This window comes from Lysinibacillus pakistanensis, from assembly GCF_030123245.1.
GTDB classification, from domain to species: Bacteria; Bacillota; Bacilli; order Bacillales_A; family Planococcaceae; genus Lysinibacillus; species Lysinibacillus pakistanensis.
Map to the genome: position 1 here is coordinate 2,922,108 of NZ_CP126101.1, position 15,851 is coordinate 2,937,958.

The following is a 15,851-nucleotide window of genomic DNA, read 5'->3' on the forward strand; positions in this document are numbered from 1 at the left end:
CCAAAAACCAAAAATGACGAAGCAACTCGATGGCCACTTCATCATGTACTACTTAAGAATATAAAGCAATCATTATTCTATTCTTTTTGTTTGGAATATTGTTCTTGATTAGAATTCTTACTTTGTTCTTTTGTAAGATTATTCTCCTCACGTACATCTAAATCATCAGGACTCAAATCCTCTGTAAATTCTTCTTGATTTAATGCTCTTTGTTCTTGCTTTTTGTCAGTCAAAATAATCACCTCCAATCTATACTTTTTCCCTTTTAGCGTAATTTATACTTGTTACACATGTTGGGGATTAACATAAAGATTTATGTAGTTTATAGCCTACAAAACATTTTCAATATTAAAATGACCAGAATTTAATTAACTAGTGAATCCTGGTCTAAAATTTCTGTATAAATAAACTTCCATCTGATTGTATTTCAGCAAAAAATACCTCTTCAATTTCTTTTATATTAGCCTTTTTTAATTCATTATTTAACCAATCTATACTTTTGCCAACCTCTAATAAATTTCTCAATAATAATTTTCCATCTGTTATGATTTCTATAGGTATAAAAGCTGGAGCTGTAGGATAAATTTTAAAATCTCTTTTTTGTACTCCTTGAAACTCTGGTTTTCTGAGAATACTAAGTGTCCCATTAGGTTCTAAAATAGCATAATCTATTTCGGCGATTGAAAAAATTTGATATTGTCTAGTCATCATAGTTAAGTCATCAATATTAATGCCTGTTCTTTTTAATGCCTTTCTGTCTATCTTTCCGTGTTTTATTACAATCGTAGGCTGACCATCTAGAATTACTCTAATTTTTCCTGATTTAAGACTGATAAAACCAATAAGTATATTGAGTAAACACCAAATTACAAGACTGAGTAAATCTTTCAAATAATCTTTTGTACTTAGAACAATCATGTTTGCAGCAATGGAGCCTATTGTTATCCCTGTAACATAATTAAAAAAGGTCAGCTGACTTAATTGTTTTTTACCTAAGAAACGAGTCAAGGCTAGAAGAACAAAAAAGGTTATCATGGTTTCAATAGCTATTTGTAAGTAGCCTACATCTTTCATTTTTTCACTCCTATCTATATCATAGGATGCTTAAAATATTTAATAAAATACGCAAAAAATCCAAGTACTCGAATCTAATTGTCATTTGCTAATTCTGTTCAAACTCGTTCATTTAATTTATAATTAACCAAAATATAAATAGATTGGAGTTGATTTACATGATGTTTTCTCCGTTATTTGAACAGGATGTACCAACAATTCTTCTTCCTTAACGGTAGAAGAGATTTTCTCCGTTAAGGACATAGATTTCTATGAAAAACGGAGGAAAAAACATGAATAATAAAATAATAGGTGCCTTTTTTTTATCGTTTGCAGCAAGTATTTGGGGGGCAATGTATGTTGTCGTAAAAGTAGTTGTAGAGGTTGTTCCACCTTTGGAACTTGTGTGGATTCGTTATGTGATTGCTGTCATTACACTTGCTACTATTGGTATCTGTATGAAGCAATCATGGGCTATAGCTAAAAAAGATTGGTTAATGATTTTCCTTGTTGGTTTGATTGGTAATACGATCTCGATTGTCACACAGGAAATGGGTACAATGCTTTCTACTGCTCAAATGGGTGCTATTATTACATCCACTACACCTGCTTTTATGGTCCTGTTTGCACGCTTTATTTTGAAAGAAAAAATAACCTTCCAAAAATGTCTTTCCATTGTACTAGCAACAATTGGCGTTGGCATTATTGTTGGAAATGGACAAATTGATGTTAGCCAGCAATTAGGTGGATATTACTTATTAGTTGCCGCGTTGACTTGGGCACTCATGTCCGTTTTAGTGAAGAAAATTCCACAGCAATATTCACAGATTGTTATTACTACTTATACATCTTTGGTGGCTGTGTGTTCACTAACTCCTGTTGTTGTTCCTAGATTAAAATTTTTAGATATATCTAGTATTTTACAGCCAACAATTTCAGGCGGATTAATATATTTAGGTATTGTTTCTACAGCTGGTGGTTTTTTATTGTGGAACAAAGGGCTTCAATTAATGAATGCTTCTAGTGGAGGATTATTCTTTTTCTTCCAGCCAATTGTCGGAACCTTTTTAGGTTGGCTACTGTTAAATGAAACCATTGGACTTTCGTTTTGGCTTGGTACAATGTTAATTTTTAGTGGTGTTTTTTTTGTGATTAGAGAGGAACAATAAATAAAATTTGTAAAAAATACAATTCCATTCCACTCAAGAGAGAGTATAATTAAAGATAACGCTTAACTTAAGGGAGGATTTTTATGTTCCAAACAGTAGATCATTTTTTGCAATCTTGGGAGTTCGAAGCCGGTGCCACACAAAAATTACTAAATAATCTAACGGATGAATCACTTCAGCAGGAAATTACTTCACAAAATTGGACATTAGGTCGAATTGCTTGGCATATTGTTACGGCTATTCGTGTCATAACTTCCAATACAAATTTAATATTTGAGGCGCCAGCTAAAGATTTTCCTGTTCCCTCCTCGGCTCAATTTATCGCGGACAGCTACCAACAGGCAAGCAATGCACTTGTACAGGCATTAAAATCACAATGGTCTGACCAAACAATGGAAGAATGTATTGAATTCATCGGTCAACAAATGCCGAATGGATCACTATTGTTGTTCTTACTTCAACATCAAAGTCACCATAGAGGACAATTAACTGTTCTTATGCGACAGGCAGGATTAACTGTTCCAGGTATTTATGGTCCAGCAAAAGAGGAATGGGCAAAGTTTGGTATGGAAGCCCCACAAATGTAGTTCAAAAAACAAACCAAAATGTTTGAATCTATTTTGACTGTCTTTTTTCAAAATAGATTCTTTTTTCTCTCTTTAATCTAACGAATCGGTATATATGTCGGAAATCAAATGCCCGAAAAAGATTTGAATCGGTATTTTCCCTCCATCTGTACAATACTTTTCTTGGTTTATAATCCTCACATTTTTTGTCTAAACTAAAAACGTATCATTTAAGTATGAGTACCTCAAAAAACGGGATGAATACATGAAGAATATTATTTTACTATCAAGTTTAGTTGCTGCATTACTGCTTTCTGGCTGCTGGGATGTTTCCGAGCCTCAAAGATAGAAGATTCTATTAGTAAGCTCACTATTTATGTCAATAAAGTAAATCACGGTCGAAAAAAGTTTGATGAAACAATTAAAGAATAGCTTAAAGGGCCAGGTACTTATTTTACATGTACTCGGCTTTATATTTATTTGATTCATTTTTCTAGTCTCTACTATTTTTATTTTATTCAATTTTCAGGCAATTCACTAGATACAAAAAGCTATAAAACATATTAATAGTAGTGTAAAGCAAGTTAGCTTTGCACCTCCTGGTTTGTTGGCTTGGGTCACTTTGGTCAAGTGACCCTTTTATCGGTTACACTTGTGTCTAAGGTAACTTTTGCCCTACATAGAAATGGACAGTCAATTACTGTTTTCAATTGTCTCTGAAAATATATTTACTTCTATTCAGCACTCAAAACCTCTAAAATATCCAAAAAGTGTACCTTATAAACGTCCCCAGCTTCATTTTGAATATGAATCAACTTGGTATTTTGCATCCATTTTCATCACCATACCTGTTAAAGGTTCTTGCTGTTGATGAACTATAAAAACTTTAATTTTACCTTCTTCCTTTGCCTCACTTAATGCATACGCTATTTCCTCAAGCTCCAATTCATCTCGTTCTAAATGCACTTTTTTTGATTGTAGCATTGCCATAGTCACGTTCATCTCTCCTTTGAATAAGAACATTCGTTTGTCAATATATTAGAACAAGCATTCCTATTTTGGCAAGAATATTATTAGATAATTTTACTACCTTTTGTAATTTATTATCGTAAATCTCCCTAGCTTTGTTATTGTTTGTTTTTCGAACTATATGATATAATACCTTTACTGACTAACCTAAATAGGTGACTTGAAGCTGTAGCGCTACCGTACGCTACAGCTTTTTTTGATGATTACGCATTTGTTCTTTATATTTCGAAACTTTTCCAATAGCACTATCGTATAACGATTGAAAAGATTATTATGAGGAGCGTTATTATATGGAACAAAAAATACAAGCATTAATCACTGCAACAAAAGAAAAATTCGGATTAACTAATTATTATTTACATACCTCTTCATTCCGTAGAAGCTTAGATATATTTGAAGATACAACCTATATACTTACTACAGAGTGGCTTCCTTCTCATGCTAAAAAAGTTGAGGAGGATGATTTAAATCCACCAGGAACTGCAATTATCGATATAAATGTGCATACCGGTCAGCTTAAAAGTATCTTGTTTGTTGATAACAAGTCTTTTGCTGAAAAAAACATAATTGTCAGCACTTCCACAAATGATATTATTCAATGGATTGAGGAGGAAACTGGACTTACCTATAACGAGCAGTTCCAATTAGTGGAAGAAGGAAATGGAAGATTATTTTTTAAAGAATGTTTTATGGGTATTCCTGTGTCACCATCTGGCTCTATTGAGATTAAATATAGTCAGGATGGTCAGCTGACCCTTTTTTCAGCTATAGGTCAATTTCCTCCAAAAGATAAATTTAAACAAGACGTTCCTGCACTATCCTTAGAAAAAGTTGCTGATTTGTCAAAAAAACAAATAAAGCTAATTGAGTTCCCCTTAGAGAAGCAGAAGCAAATTCTTCCCTTCTATGGCTTAGAGGAAATTTACATAACAAATGATTTGACAAGGACAATCCCCTATGAATTTTTTGTAAATGATAAGATACAACTGGCAATCGATAAAATTATTTATTGGGATTTACCGACCAATCAATCATTCGAAAAAACTTTCCTTACATTTGCCAATGATGTCACGATAGAACAAGTTATATCTAAGGAGCGTCATCCGAATTTACTACCATTTACAAATCCTGAAAAAGAACAGTGTATAAGCACCGTTTCCGATTTTTTACGTCAAGAATATCCGAATGATACAGGGAAGTGGATACTAAAAACACTTTATCGTCAGGATAACTATATTTATGCAACATTAAAATATAATGAGCATTCCGATTTTATTTTCAAACGAAAGCTACTTGTTATTATTGATGCGGAAAATTTACAAGCAATCAATAGTATGGATAGTCAATTTATGTTAAACACATTTGAAGCTTATACTACCGTCAAAAAAAGGACAATCACCGAAAATCAAGCTTTTGATCAATTGAAAAATCATCTTGAGCTTACACCTATTTATGTCTACGATAAACGATTAGCGCAATATATTTTGTGCGGGAAATTAGATTGTGCATTTTCAGTCAATGCTACGAATGGCGAACTTGTAAAATTAGATGATTTATAAAAATCCTTATATAGATGGGAGTGGTATGGGTTACTTTTGTCCAAGTGACCCCCCTCCCCTTATTGTTTTAAGTGATTTTTTTAATAAGGTACACTTCCTTTTGATTTCCCCACCCTATTGACGAACATTTGTTCTTGTATTAGAATACGAAAAAAGGAGGTCATTTTTATGCAAGCTATAAACACACTTGAATTAGTACATTTCTCAGAAGATTATGTAGATGTTTTACATGACTTTGATCTTCCAGATGAGCAATCTCAATTTACGGCCCTTCCAAAGGATATTTCTATAGAAATGGTTGGACAGTACCCAATTGTTATTTTAAGTGACAATGTACCAGTTGGATTTTTTGTTCTCCATTCAACAGAGAGAGTGAAAGAGTACTCTAGCAATCCAAATGCTATGTTGCTTACAGCATTTTCTATTGACCATAAGCAACAAGGAAAGGGATACGCCAAAAAGGGCATGCTGGCACTGTCTAACTTTATTAAAAGGGAATTTAAGGAATGCAATGAAGTCGTTTTAGTGGTGAACCATAAAAATATTCCTGCTCAAAACTTGTATTTAAAAGCGGGCTTTGTTGATCATGGGGAAAGAAGAATGGGGCCTATTGGTGAGCAAATTGTGATGAATTTACATATTTAGTCGTTTTCGAATTTTAATGAATTGATTATGGATTTCTTGGCATATATGTGATTCTTCTGAATTCATTTCTCAACACTAATTTTACAAAATCACTCATTATGTAAGCTTAAATGAGTGATTTTGTAATACTGCTGCAATAGTTCTTCAACTTGTGTTTTAACGCTTAGTTTGCATAACGCAGGACTTCATCGTTCCCTGCTGTGGCAATTAAATTCTTTAACAAGGCATCCATTAATGGCAAAAAAACAAGCCTCATTTTAAAGTACATTGCCCTATGATTTTACTGCTAAATCCAGCAAAGATATTGCTGCAGTAAACTTCTCCGTTAATCATTATAATCATCTTCTATACGTGCAGCATAAATATGAAGGAATAGGCTTTGTGTTTGTAATTGTTTCTATCATAGCTCTTGATGCTCCTCATCAATGTCTTGAATGACCGTAAATAGTTAGCGTTCTCCTATTAAGTTAACATAATATTTTTATTTTGTACTATAAGTGCTCTATGCTTTGCTGTAATTCTTCCAGCTCCCATTCAGCAAGTTCACGCGGCAACTCAAAAGAAAGAGGATATATTGTTGGCTTTATTAATAAGGCGATAGAGTATTTCTCTAATCTTCCTTATGAAACTTGTAGCAGATACTAATAGGATTGAATTAGAGTGTAAGTACGACATTGCCGTTTGCCATCCTTTTTTATTACACATCTGAACCAAAAACAATACTTCAAAGAATGATCCGCTATTTTTCACCAATCTTTTATATAAACGTAATAAGATGTAAAATCAAAAACCTAGACTGCATCCATTTAGATGCAGTCATGTTGTTGAAATACTATTATGTCAATGAAATCAAGGTGACAAATTAAAAGTATAGTCCTTTTTCAAAACGAGGGGTTGATCTCCGTTCCGACTGAGTGCTTTCCTGGGGGCGTCCGATGAGCCGCTTCACTCGCTCCAGGGTCTCATCTGTGACGCTGAATCCCCGAGGAGTCACTCAGTCTACACTCCAATCAACCACTGCTCATAGTATTTTCTTCTGGCATTTCACACAAATTAATAGTGATAAATTTGAAGTCTTAGCCATCACTATATTGTGCAAAAATGGAGCTTTGATAACATTTTTCTATGTGAATGCAGAGCGACAGTAATAAGTGGCTTTTTATGTAATGTGAAAAAGTAGTTTTATGCATAGAATGTAGGTTGACAGCTATAGAATTGTACCACTATTCTATCCATTTAATGATGGTGAGTAACATGTTTTTATTTTACTTTTGAGGGAAGAAAATATTTAAAGTTCTACACTATTGCTGATTGGAGTGCAAGGCTACTCGACTCCCGTGGGATAGCGAGACAGACGAGACCCTGCACGGAGCGTCAGCGCAGGAAGCGGCTCGTCGCTCGCCCACAGGAAAGCGAGTAGCCTGGAACGGAAATCATCTTCATTTTGACTAAATATTCACAAAGGTATCCTTGACCATTTAGTTTTTCAACACTATGACTGCATCCATTTAGATGCAGTCTTATTTTTTTCTAATCAGTGTATCCCCAAGAGGAATTCCAACCACAACAACCAAAACCGTTAGAATTAATAGAGCTCTAAAAATAAAATACGCAACTTCATCGAACATCTCGTATCTCTCCTTCTTTTCTTAATAATCAATTCCTTATATACCTAAATTACCTAATCGTTATTGAATTTGTGCTTTATTAGTTTACTCATTAAAAACGTATGTATGCAGTCGTCATTTTTAATTATTTTGTGACCTTCAAAAATAGAGCGGGATTGTTTAATAAGTTCATCTTAAACTCCCATGAAAGAACATAATATCTTTCATTTTCTGTGGTGAAGTGCTGATTTTTATGCTATATGGATGGCTAATGGGGTGCTAACTCCATTTTGATCAATCTTTTTCAAAATGGAGTGTTTTTTTGCATTTGTTGATAAATATGGAAAGAGAATTTTTTAATCAGTCTTTATTCTAAAGCTACTTCTTATATGATTAATCAACAATTTTTCCACCTGTGATTTAAGAGCCTGATTAGCATAACGGAGTACTACATCATTACCTGCAGTAGCAACTTGCACGTCACTAAAGTATTCATCTACTGGCTGCCAACCTACTACTCGTATACGTTTTTGTGCAAGTTCTCGTTTGAGGTTAAAATATTCTTGCCTTAGATCCTTTAGCAATGAGTCCATCATTGGAAGAAATACCGTTTTCATTTTAAACTGCTCTAATTTACAATAGTCAACCTGCAATGATTTAATTGCTAGCTCTAACAAAAGATACTTATGAAGTAATTGTCTTTCGTCGGCTTTAATCATAGTAATCAGCATCCAGTTGAGCTGATTGAATACTTTGGATTGGAATACTTTTTGTTTTAAGTAGTGTTTCAAGTATGAGTTCATTAGTATTCATCGATTTAATTATTCCAGTCCATTGTGTGATTTTGCAGTCCTTCCACACGTCTAATTTTATGTCCAGTTGCTGATTAAAAGCTTGATCAATTGTTTTTTGTAGTTCTTCCAGTTCCCACTCAGTCAATTCTCTTGGCTGCTCTGTACGCCCTTGTTGTTTATACTCTCTAAGAAGCTCTAAATGCTCCGGCAACATCATCGATGCCCATTTAATATTACCTCTGTCTTGTATCATTAATAAATCACTCCTATGCCAAATGACCACCAACTAAGCGATCTCGATTAATAGCTGTACCAGCCTTTGTGAAAGAAACGGCTCTTAATATTGAGGTAGCTCCAAACCTGTTGCGTATTGCATCCATTGTAGGGCCGATTATTTGACGCTGCGGCTTACGATCATCGAATAAATCTAATTGGATACTATGCTCTCTTTCCAGGTTAGATATTCGAACAGATAACTGCCGAGCTGGTTCACCTGCAAAATGTTTATCCAGTAATTCAAGACAGGTTTTATACATTACAAGTGTTTCGCTTGTTGGTACGGCAATTGTTTTAGACCGATGAAACCCTTTGGTCATGGCGTTTCGACTATAAGAAAGACCAATACTAATTGTACGACCCACATAACCTGCATCCCGCATTCGCTTCATTACGTCCTCACACATTTCAAGGAGCACTACCGAGATTTCTTTTCGTGTGTGATAATCCCTCATCAGCATTTGACCCTTCCCAAAACTTAAAGCTCCGTTTGTTATTAACGGCTCCCCTAATTTGGATAGATCTATTCCCCATGCATGGTGATAGAGTTGATTGCCCATTACACCAAAGTGCTTTTCTAATTCTTTTAGATTTGTATTAGCCAAACCACCGACTGTTTGTATACCCATAGCATTTAGATTGGCTTCCATTCGTTTTCCTATGCCCCACATTTCGGATAGAGGTCGTACAGGCCATAATTTCTTTGGAATATCCTCATAAGCCCATTTGGCAAAACCTGTTTTCTTTGCTTCAAGGTCTAAAGCTAGTTTGGCTATTAACATATTTGGTCCCATACCTACTGCACTAGGTATATTAAATTGGTCAAGAATAGCCCTTTGTATTTCCTTAGCCGTTTCTTCAGGTGAACCCCAAAGCTTTTCAGTGCCGGTTAAATCAACAAAGCTTTCGTCTACACTATACACATGTATAGCATCAACTGGGACGTAATTAGAGATTAATTTTGTAATCGTCATCGACATTTGAATAAAAAAACCCATTTTAGGCTCAAACAATCTAATGTCAGGATGTTTAGGTATTTCATAACGACGACTACCAGTTTTGATACTAAATTTTTCTTTCATTAAGGGGGATGCAGCAAGCACTACGCTACCTGGTTGATCAAAATTTGCTACTACTGCAACTGGAGTTTTTAAAATATCTAGCCCATGTAACATCGCTACGATACTAGCGTAAAAGCATTTCATATCGATACACATAATAGGTCTGTTGGGCATGCTCTCATAATTCATACAACTTCACGTCCCCTACTAACAAAAGGAATAACGGCTAGAACGTTACTGATCAAAAAAGTACGTTTGGCATGTCTGGTAAAACAAAATGCTTGAAATGAATCACCAACAATTTTAATGACTTTTACACGCCTTTTTGTAATGGAACCATCTTTCGCTACATACATCATGTTCACTAATTGATTACGTTGCATGGCTTTAATCAGTTGCTCTCTCATCGTAATTCCCTCCCATTACCTCTCGTAATTTCAATATTTCACCACTATATACCAATAAGATTAGATTGGGATATACACATCATACTGGCTATTTGTTGACGCTACATTACCTTTATTAACTATTCTTTCACCTTTTCTTTCCTCCTCAAAAACCAACACAGAACAGGTGTTTGTTTTTTCATTATACGCACGTACGTTCTTAATTAGAAGTGGTAATTTTAGCTAATTTGATCTTTTAACGCGGAAACCAAACATAGGCTTTTGTTTAAGCCTAAAATAACTTTGTACATATGCTTATGATGAGTATTTCATTTTGATTTAGAAGGGATGTCATTATTAGTTCAACAATTGATTATACGTCACCGTCTACACAGTTCACTTTTGATGTCAATAAAAGTACGCTATTTAAAAAAGATAATCGAAATTATATAAATGTTCTTGGAGTAGAACAATTAAATACATTGGAAAATGTGTCCTTGCTTGATATTTTTCTAAGTAAAGACAATGTGATTGAACCACATTATCATCAAAATGCAGGAGAGCTTATCTATTGTATTGCTGGTGCAGCTATCATATCTATACTGAATCCTTTTACCAAGAAACTTCAAAACTATCCTATAGAACCAGGTCAAGTGGCAAATGTACCACAGGGCTGGTGGCATTATGAGGTGGCTACTGAGGATGACACGCATTTACTAGCTATTTTTGATGCCCCAACCCCTGAGGTTATTTTAGGCTCAGATATATTAAGATTTACACCTTCTAATATTATGGCTCACACTTATTGCTTAGATGAAAATCGGTGGAAAAAAGCTATAGCACCGGTTGTACCATCAACATATATTGGACCAGCCAAAGATTGTAATCGTGTAAAATCAGCTTCTGATAAACCAAAAGATTCTCATCATCATAAACACAAGTATCAATATCCACAGTATACAAATCCGTATTCATGCCCACACCGTAGCCCATATATGTATCCATATGGCTCCTATTACTAAACAATAAAGTAGGAGCACTCAAGGATACCAACTTTACACATTCTGTCGCATAAAAATAAATAAAAAGGAAATCTTATATATAAAAGTCGCTTTGTTTTTACTAAATGAGGTGTAGAGAATGGAATTATTTCCACTGATCCATACAAATTTTTGGGATGCTGTGATAGCCGTTCCAGCCGTTTTACTTATTACACAGCTAATTAAGGTATTTATGCATGTTCAGCCTAAATATGTTCCAGCAATTGCCCTTACTATCGGCTTGATTATTTCTATCTTCATAAGCCATCGACATAGTCTTCTTGCAGGCGTATTTATGGGCTTTTTTTATGGGTATGCAGCAATTGGAAACTTTGCCGCATTGAAAACAACCATTAATAGCTATAAAAATAAGAAGAAAAATAACCCTTCAATGTAAATAAATGATTAAAATATCAATTTGAAACACATCCTAATTTTAAACAAATGCGATGAGGATTAGGAAGTGTAATTATGGAATTGGTAAATAATAATTTAGAGTCATTACGTTTTAAGGAAATTTTTCATATTTGGACACAGCTTGGTGTTAATAATAGCTATATAGCGTCCAATCATGCATTTTTTAAACATGTTGTCGATAAAAATCTGAAGGTGATTATCGTAGAATTTATTCAATGTTTAAAGGAGGAAAATAAGCAACTACAAGCTTTATTAAAGGACAATGGTGTGCTCGCTCCTTCTGCATCTATTGAATATAAAAAATTAAAAATGGGAGATATACGAGGGAAAACGGCCATCAATGATACTGAAATCAGTGCCATCCTATCGATGAATATTGCTTCCTCATTTATTTCAGTTAGCCAATCCTTTGAAAAAGCTGTAAAAAAGAAATACGTGTCAAAATATAGGGAGCTTCATATGAGATATGCTATATTAGGTGCTAAGCTCATACAGTTAAGCAAGGACAAAGGTTGGTTACTAGCTCCAGCAGCAAATAGATAAAACAAGCTCTCGTTTCAAAAAAACGAGAGCTTGTCATGCTGTTGAAAAACTATTATGTCCACAAAAGTCAAGGCATGACGAAATTGATCTCTGCTCTGACTAAGTGCTTTTCCGGGGGCGTCCGATGAGCTGCTTGGGCAACAGATGTTTTTGCACGAAAGCGAAGCGGTAGCAGCAAAGCGATTAGCCTCGAACAAAAATCACCCTCATTTTGAATTCCTTGATCATTTTCTTTTATCACCTATTATCTAGTTCTCACAAAAAATAGCTTATACCACTGATTAACAAGGAATGGTAGAACAGACAGACTATAAATAAAACCTAATTGTGCCAAACTTAATGTAGCAACCTCAAAAACGCCTGTAAGCATTGGCATAAATAATACGGCATGTAAGCTTAAAAAGCCAATAAAAAATGCCACCCAAGTATATTTATTAGAAAATACGCCAATGGTAAAAATAGATTCTTTTGATCTAGAGTTAAAACCATGAACTAATCGTGATAAACATAATGTAGTAAATGCCATCGTGCTCGCAGTTAAAGTATCACCCGTTGACAATCCAATTTCAAAGGCAATAATGGTCGAGATGGCAATTAATATCCCTTCAAGCACCACCTGCGTGGTAAATACTTTATTCAATAACGGTTGATGGATATCCCGAGGCTTGTCCTTCATTGTTTTTTTGTTATTTGGCTCTAGACCAATTGCAATAGCCGGTAAGCTATCCGTCAACAAGTTAATAAACAAGAGATGCACAGGTGCAAAGGGCACTGGTAAGCCTAAAATAGTGGCATATAACACAACAAAAATGGCACCTGCATTCCCCGATAATAAGAACAAAATAGCGTTTTTAATATTCGTATAAATACTTCTGCCATTTGCAATAGCCTTGACAATCGTTGAAAAATTATCATCGGTTAAAATCATTGAGGAGGCATCTTTAGCTACTTCTGTGCCTGTAATGCCCATCGCCACACCAATATCGGCTTGCTTTAGGGCAGGACCATCATTAACGCCATCTCCAGTCATGGCAACGACCTTCCCTGAATCTTGCCATGCTTTTACAATGCGAATTTTTTGCTCTGGTGTGACACGTGCATAAACTGAAAAATCTTTCACCTTTTCCTGCAGTTGTTGATCTGTTAAACTTGCAATTTCATGCCCCTCAATCGCCTCTGAAGGATCTTTTAAAATGCCAATTTGCGTGGCGATAGAAGTCGCCGTTATTTTATGATCCCCAGTAATCATTACTGGCTTTATACCAGCCTTTATACAATTTTCAACAGCATCTTTGGATTCTTTTCTTGGTGGATCCATCATAGCGACAAGCCCCACAAAGATTAAATCTCGTTCAGCTCTGACATTGATAGCTTGTCTATCCCTTACCTCCTTATAGGCAATGGCTAGTACCCTTAGCCCATTCATAGAGAAATCACGATTCGCTGCTTCAATTTTTTGACGATGGTGCGGTTTCATATCAAGAATTCCTGCAGATGTTTGAATTTTTACGACTTTAGGTAAAAGAACATCTACTGCTCCTTTGGTTATCATAATTGATTGCTGATCCATCCTATTTACAGTACTCATCAGCTTTCTATCTGAATCAAAAGGAATTTCCGCTATTCTTGGATAACGTTCCCTAATAATGGCTTCATCAAAGCCATATTGCTTCCCCAATTTCACAAGAGCAATTTCAGTAGGGTCACCTATTTCCTTTCGATTTCTTTCCACCGCATCATTACATAGTAATCCCTTGATAATTAAATCTTTCTCGACTGTATTCGTTGTGTGTAGCCAATCATGTGGAATCACTTTTTGGTCTACATAGACCTCTTGAACCACCATTTTATTTTCAGTTAATGTGCCGGTTTTATCCGAACAAATAACGGATACACTTCCCAAGCTTTCAACGGCATAGAGCTTTCGTATAATAGCATTTTCCTTAGCCATTTTTTGCGTACCAAAAGCCAATACGATGGTAACAATTGAACTTAAAGCCTCTGGAATTGCTGCAACTGCAAGCGATACAGCAAACATAAACGATTCTACTAGTGCTCGTCCACGAAACAGGTCAATTATAAAAATGGCTAAACAGATTAATGTAATACCTAAAGCTAATTTTTCTCCAAATTGATCTAAACTTATTTGTAGAGGTGTCTTCTTTTCTTTCGCCGTATCTAATAGATTGGCAATTTTACCGATTTCAGTTTGCATGCCAATCGCTGTAACCATGACAATACCACGCCCATTGGTCACAAAGCTTCCAGAGTACACCATATTTTTTTTATCAGCCACTGTGACATTGCTATCCCTGATTGGATCGATATGTTTGGCCACAGCAATGGATTCACCCGTTAAAGAGCTTTCATTGATATGCAAATTATGGCTTTCTAATAATCGCCCATCTGCATTGATATAATCACCAGCCTCCAAATACAGAAGATCACCAACGACTATATCTTCCGAAGAAATCTCTATTAGCTGATTATTGCGCATAACTTTGGCAATTGGAGAGGTTAATGCTTTTAAGTTATCCAAAGATTGTTCAGCCTTGACATGTTGTACAGTGCCTAGAATTGAATTTAAAATAACAACAACCATGATAACAATTGTACTTTCTACTTCCCCTAATAAAAAAGAAACGAATGCAGCAATGATTAAAATAATCACTAATAAATCTTTAAACTGACCAAGGAAAACGGCTATAGTACTTGTCTTTTTCCCTTCCTCCAATACATTATAGCCATAAACTTCCTGTCTCTTTTGAACGTCATAATCACTCAATCCTTGTTCTGTTACATTCAATGTTTTCATAACTTCAGCTGATGACTGTTGATGATACTCTGACATTCGATTCCCCCTCCATTTGAAATGATTAGACGAGCCGTACCCTTTTTAAAGCTTATTATGCTAAATCCCCTCTCACTGACTAGCAATTCAGGAGAATAGTTTATTAGTGGCTCTATCCCTTTTAATAGGTAAAATTTTTGTTTTTTGGCGTTTCCTCTTAAAGCTAATAAGATTTAGATTCTCATCAGTAGTTTTCTTTCAACTAATATCAAAAAATAGTATTACATTAGCCGGATCTCTATCTCCTTGAGCCCCTAAAATACTTTAACTACAACAATCTATTCCTTGTCCTATTCCAGTATGATAATAATCAATAGAGAAATTAATTATTTATTTGATAGCTGAACGATACGCCATAACAATTTGAGCAGTAGTCAACTAATATTCGCCATGAATATCGTATCCATACAAAAAAGGCATTTGGAATATGGCTACTCCAAATGCCTCAATCACATGCATAGATTCTCCCAAAGGACATTATTTTAACTGCTTCTCTTTATTCGCCACTAGTAAATAATCAAGTGCACTCATTCTAGTGAGTTTATGTGTAAACTTTATGGCATCAGCTTGAGAATCAAACATAAAGTTTTCGAGTTCGTCTGTTGGTATATATTGATTGGCGATTTTTCTTTTTAGTTTGCGGACAGATAAAGTATGTGAATCCTCTTCATACAAAACAATAGCACCCACATTTCGATAAAACGTCTGATCAATTGTTGCAACTACTTTGACATTTTTAAATTCTGTTAAATCTATCTGCATATATTTACCAACCTCCCTTACACTTACATTCTATCTCTAGCTATGATTGTCCTTCTTTTCAAATGACTTTTTTGGTCATTTTCCCCAAAACTA

Annotated in this window: 16 protein-coding genes; 7 read left to right on the forward strand and 9 right to left on the reverse strand. The window is 34.9% G+C overall.

From position 1 onward, the window contains the following. Window positions 1-77: 77 nt before the first annotated feature. Both QNH24_RS14435 and QNH24_RS14440 read right to left on the reverse strand, forming a co-directional pair. Window positions 78-233: a hypothetical protein gene (locus tag QNH24_RS14435; RefSeq protein ID WP_283872960.1), complete on the reverse strand. Its 156-nt coding sequence runs from the start codon at window positions 231-233 to the stop codon at window positions 78-80. 154 nt (window positions 234-387) lie between these two features. Beyond that, a complete protein-coding gene (locus QNH24_RS14440; RefSeq protein ID WP_283868274.1) occupies window positions 388-1,074 on the reverse strand; it encodes a DUF421 domain-containing protein in 687 nt (228 codons plus the stop codon). A 272-nt stretch (window positions 1,075-1,346) separates the two neighbouring features. On the opposite strand from QNH24_RS14440, the gene QNH24_RS14445 reads away from it, so the two are divergent. Together QNH24_RS14445 and QNH24_RS14450 are read left to right on the forward strand one after the other, a co-directional pair. Then, window positions 1,347-2,222: a DMT family transporter gene (locus QNH24_RS14445; protein ID WP_283868275.1), complete on the forward strand. Its 876-nt coding sequence runs from the start codon at window positions 1,347-1,349 to the stop codon at window positions 2,220-2,222. A gap of 83 nt (window positions 2,223-2,305) precedes the next feature. Then, window positions 2,306-2,809 carry a DinB family protein gene (locus QNH24_RS14450; RefSeq protein WP_283868276.1) on the forward strand — a complete coding sequence of 168 codons (504 nt, stop codon included), beginning with the start codon at window positions 2,306-2,308 and terminating at the stop codon, window positions 2,807-2,809. 774 nt (window positions 2,810-3,583) lie between these two features. Here QNH24_RS14450 and QNH24_RS14455 read toward each other — a convergent pair. Next, a complete protein-coding gene (locus tag QNH24_RS14455) occupies window positions 3,584-3,784 on the reverse strand; it encodes a hypothetical protein (RefSeq protein ID WP_283868277.1) in 201 nt (66 codons plus the stop codon). 323 nt (window positions 3,785-4,107) lie between these two features. Between QNH24_RS14455 and QNH24_RS14460 the strand changes: the two genes are divergently transcribed. Together QNH24_RS14460 and QNH24_RS14465 are read left to right on the forward strand one after the other, a co-directional pair. After that, window positions 4,108-5,376, forward strand: a complete 1,269-nt coding sequence (locus QNH24_RS14460) for a hypothetical protein (protein WP_283868278.1) — start codon at window positions 4,108-4,110, stop codon at window positions 5,374-5,376. A 168-nt stretch (window positions 5,377-5,544) separates the two neighbouring features. Beyond that, complete coding sequence (locus QNH24_RS14465; RefSeq protein WP_283868279.1) at window positions 5,545-6,021, forward strand: GNAT family N-acetyltransferase; 477 nt, start codon at window positions 5,545-5,547, stop codon at window positions 6,019-6,021. A gap of 1,963 nt (window positions 6,022-7,984) precedes the next feature. On the opposite strand, the gene QNH24_RS14470 is transcribed toward QNH24_RS14465, so the two are convergent. From QNH24_RS14470 to QNH24_RS14485, 4 genes are read right to left on the reverse strand one after another with little or no spacing between them, the layout of a single operon-like run. After that, window positions 7,985-8,347, reverse strand: a complete 363-nt coding sequence (locus QNH24_RS14470; RefSeq protein WP_054772439.1) for a YhjD family protein — start codon at window positions 8,345-8,347, stop codon at window positions 7,985-7,987. After that, the gene (locus QNH24_RS14475; RefSeq protein WP_283868280.1) at window positions 8,340-8,675 is read right to left on the reverse strand and encodes a YolD-like family protein; all 336 of its coding nucleotides are present in this window, start codon (window positions 8,673-8,675) and stop codon (window positions 8,340-8,342) included. Before QNH24_RS14475 ends, QNH24_RS14470 begins: the two co-directional genes overlap by 8 nt. A 13-nt stretch (window positions 8,676-8,688) precedes the next feature. Next, a complete protein-coding gene (locus tag QNH24_RS14480) occupies window positions 8,689-9,948 on the reverse strand; it encodes a Y-family DNA polymerase (RefSeq protein WP_283868281.1) in 1,260 nt (419 codons plus the stop codon). Next, the gene (locus tag QNH24_RS14485; RefSeq protein WP_283868282.1) at window positions 9,945-10,166 is read right to left on the reverse strand and encodes a transcriptional regulator; all 222 of its coding nucleotides are present in this window, start codon (window positions 10,164-10,166) and stop codon (window positions 9,945-9,947) included. Before QNH24_RS14485 ends, QNH24_RS14480 begins: the two co-directional genes overlap by 4 nt. Before the next feature lie 335 nt (window positions 10,167-10,501). Between QNH24_RS14485 and QNH24_RS14490 the strand changes: the two genes are divergently transcribed. The 3 genes from QNH24_RS14490 to QNH24_RS14500 all read left to right on the forward strand — a co-directional run bounded on the left by QNH24_RS14490 (window position 10,502) and on the right by QNH24_RS14500 (window position 12,145). Next, window positions 10,502-11,167 carry a cupin domain-containing protein gene (locus QNH24_RS14490; protein WP_283872851.1) on the forward strand — a complete coding sequence of 222 codons (666 nt, stop codon included), beginning with the start codon at window positions 10,502-10,504 and terminating at the stop codon, window positions 11,165-11,167. 118 nt (window positions 11,168-11,285) lie between these two features. Continuing rightward, on the forward strand, window positions 11,286-11,582 hold the full coding sequence (locus QNH24_RS14495) for a hypothetical protein (RefSeq protein ID WP_283868283.1): 297 nt from the start codon (window positions 11,286-11,288) through the stop codon (window positions 11,580-11,582). Between the two features lie 74 nt (window positions 11,583-11,656). Then, entirely contained in the window at window positions 11,657-12,145 is a 489-nt protein-coding gene (locus QNH24_RS14500) for a DUF3231 family protein (protein ID WP_283868284.1), read from the forward strand. 244 nt (window positions 12,146-12,389) lie between these two features. Here the strand turns inward: QNH24_RS14500 and QNH24_RS14505 are convergent, their stop codons facing one another. Both QNH24_RS14505 and QNH24_RS14510 read right to left on the reverse strand, forming a co-directional pair. After that, window positions 12,390-14,996, reverse strand: coding sequence for a cation-translocating P-type ATPase (locus tag QNH24_RS14505; protein WP_283868285.1), 2,607 nt, complete (start codon window positions 14,994-14,996; stop codon window positions 12,390-12,392). A gap of 477 nt (window positions 14,997-15,473) precedes the next feature. Continuing rightward, window positions 15,474-15,758 carry a hypothetical protein gene (locus QNH24_RS14510; protein ID WP_054772440.1) on the reverse strand — a complete coding sequence of 95 codons (285 nt, stop codon included), beginning with the start codon at window positions 15,756-15,758 and terminating at the stop codon, window positions 15,474-15,476. Window positions 15,759-15,851: the final 93 nt, after the last annotated feature.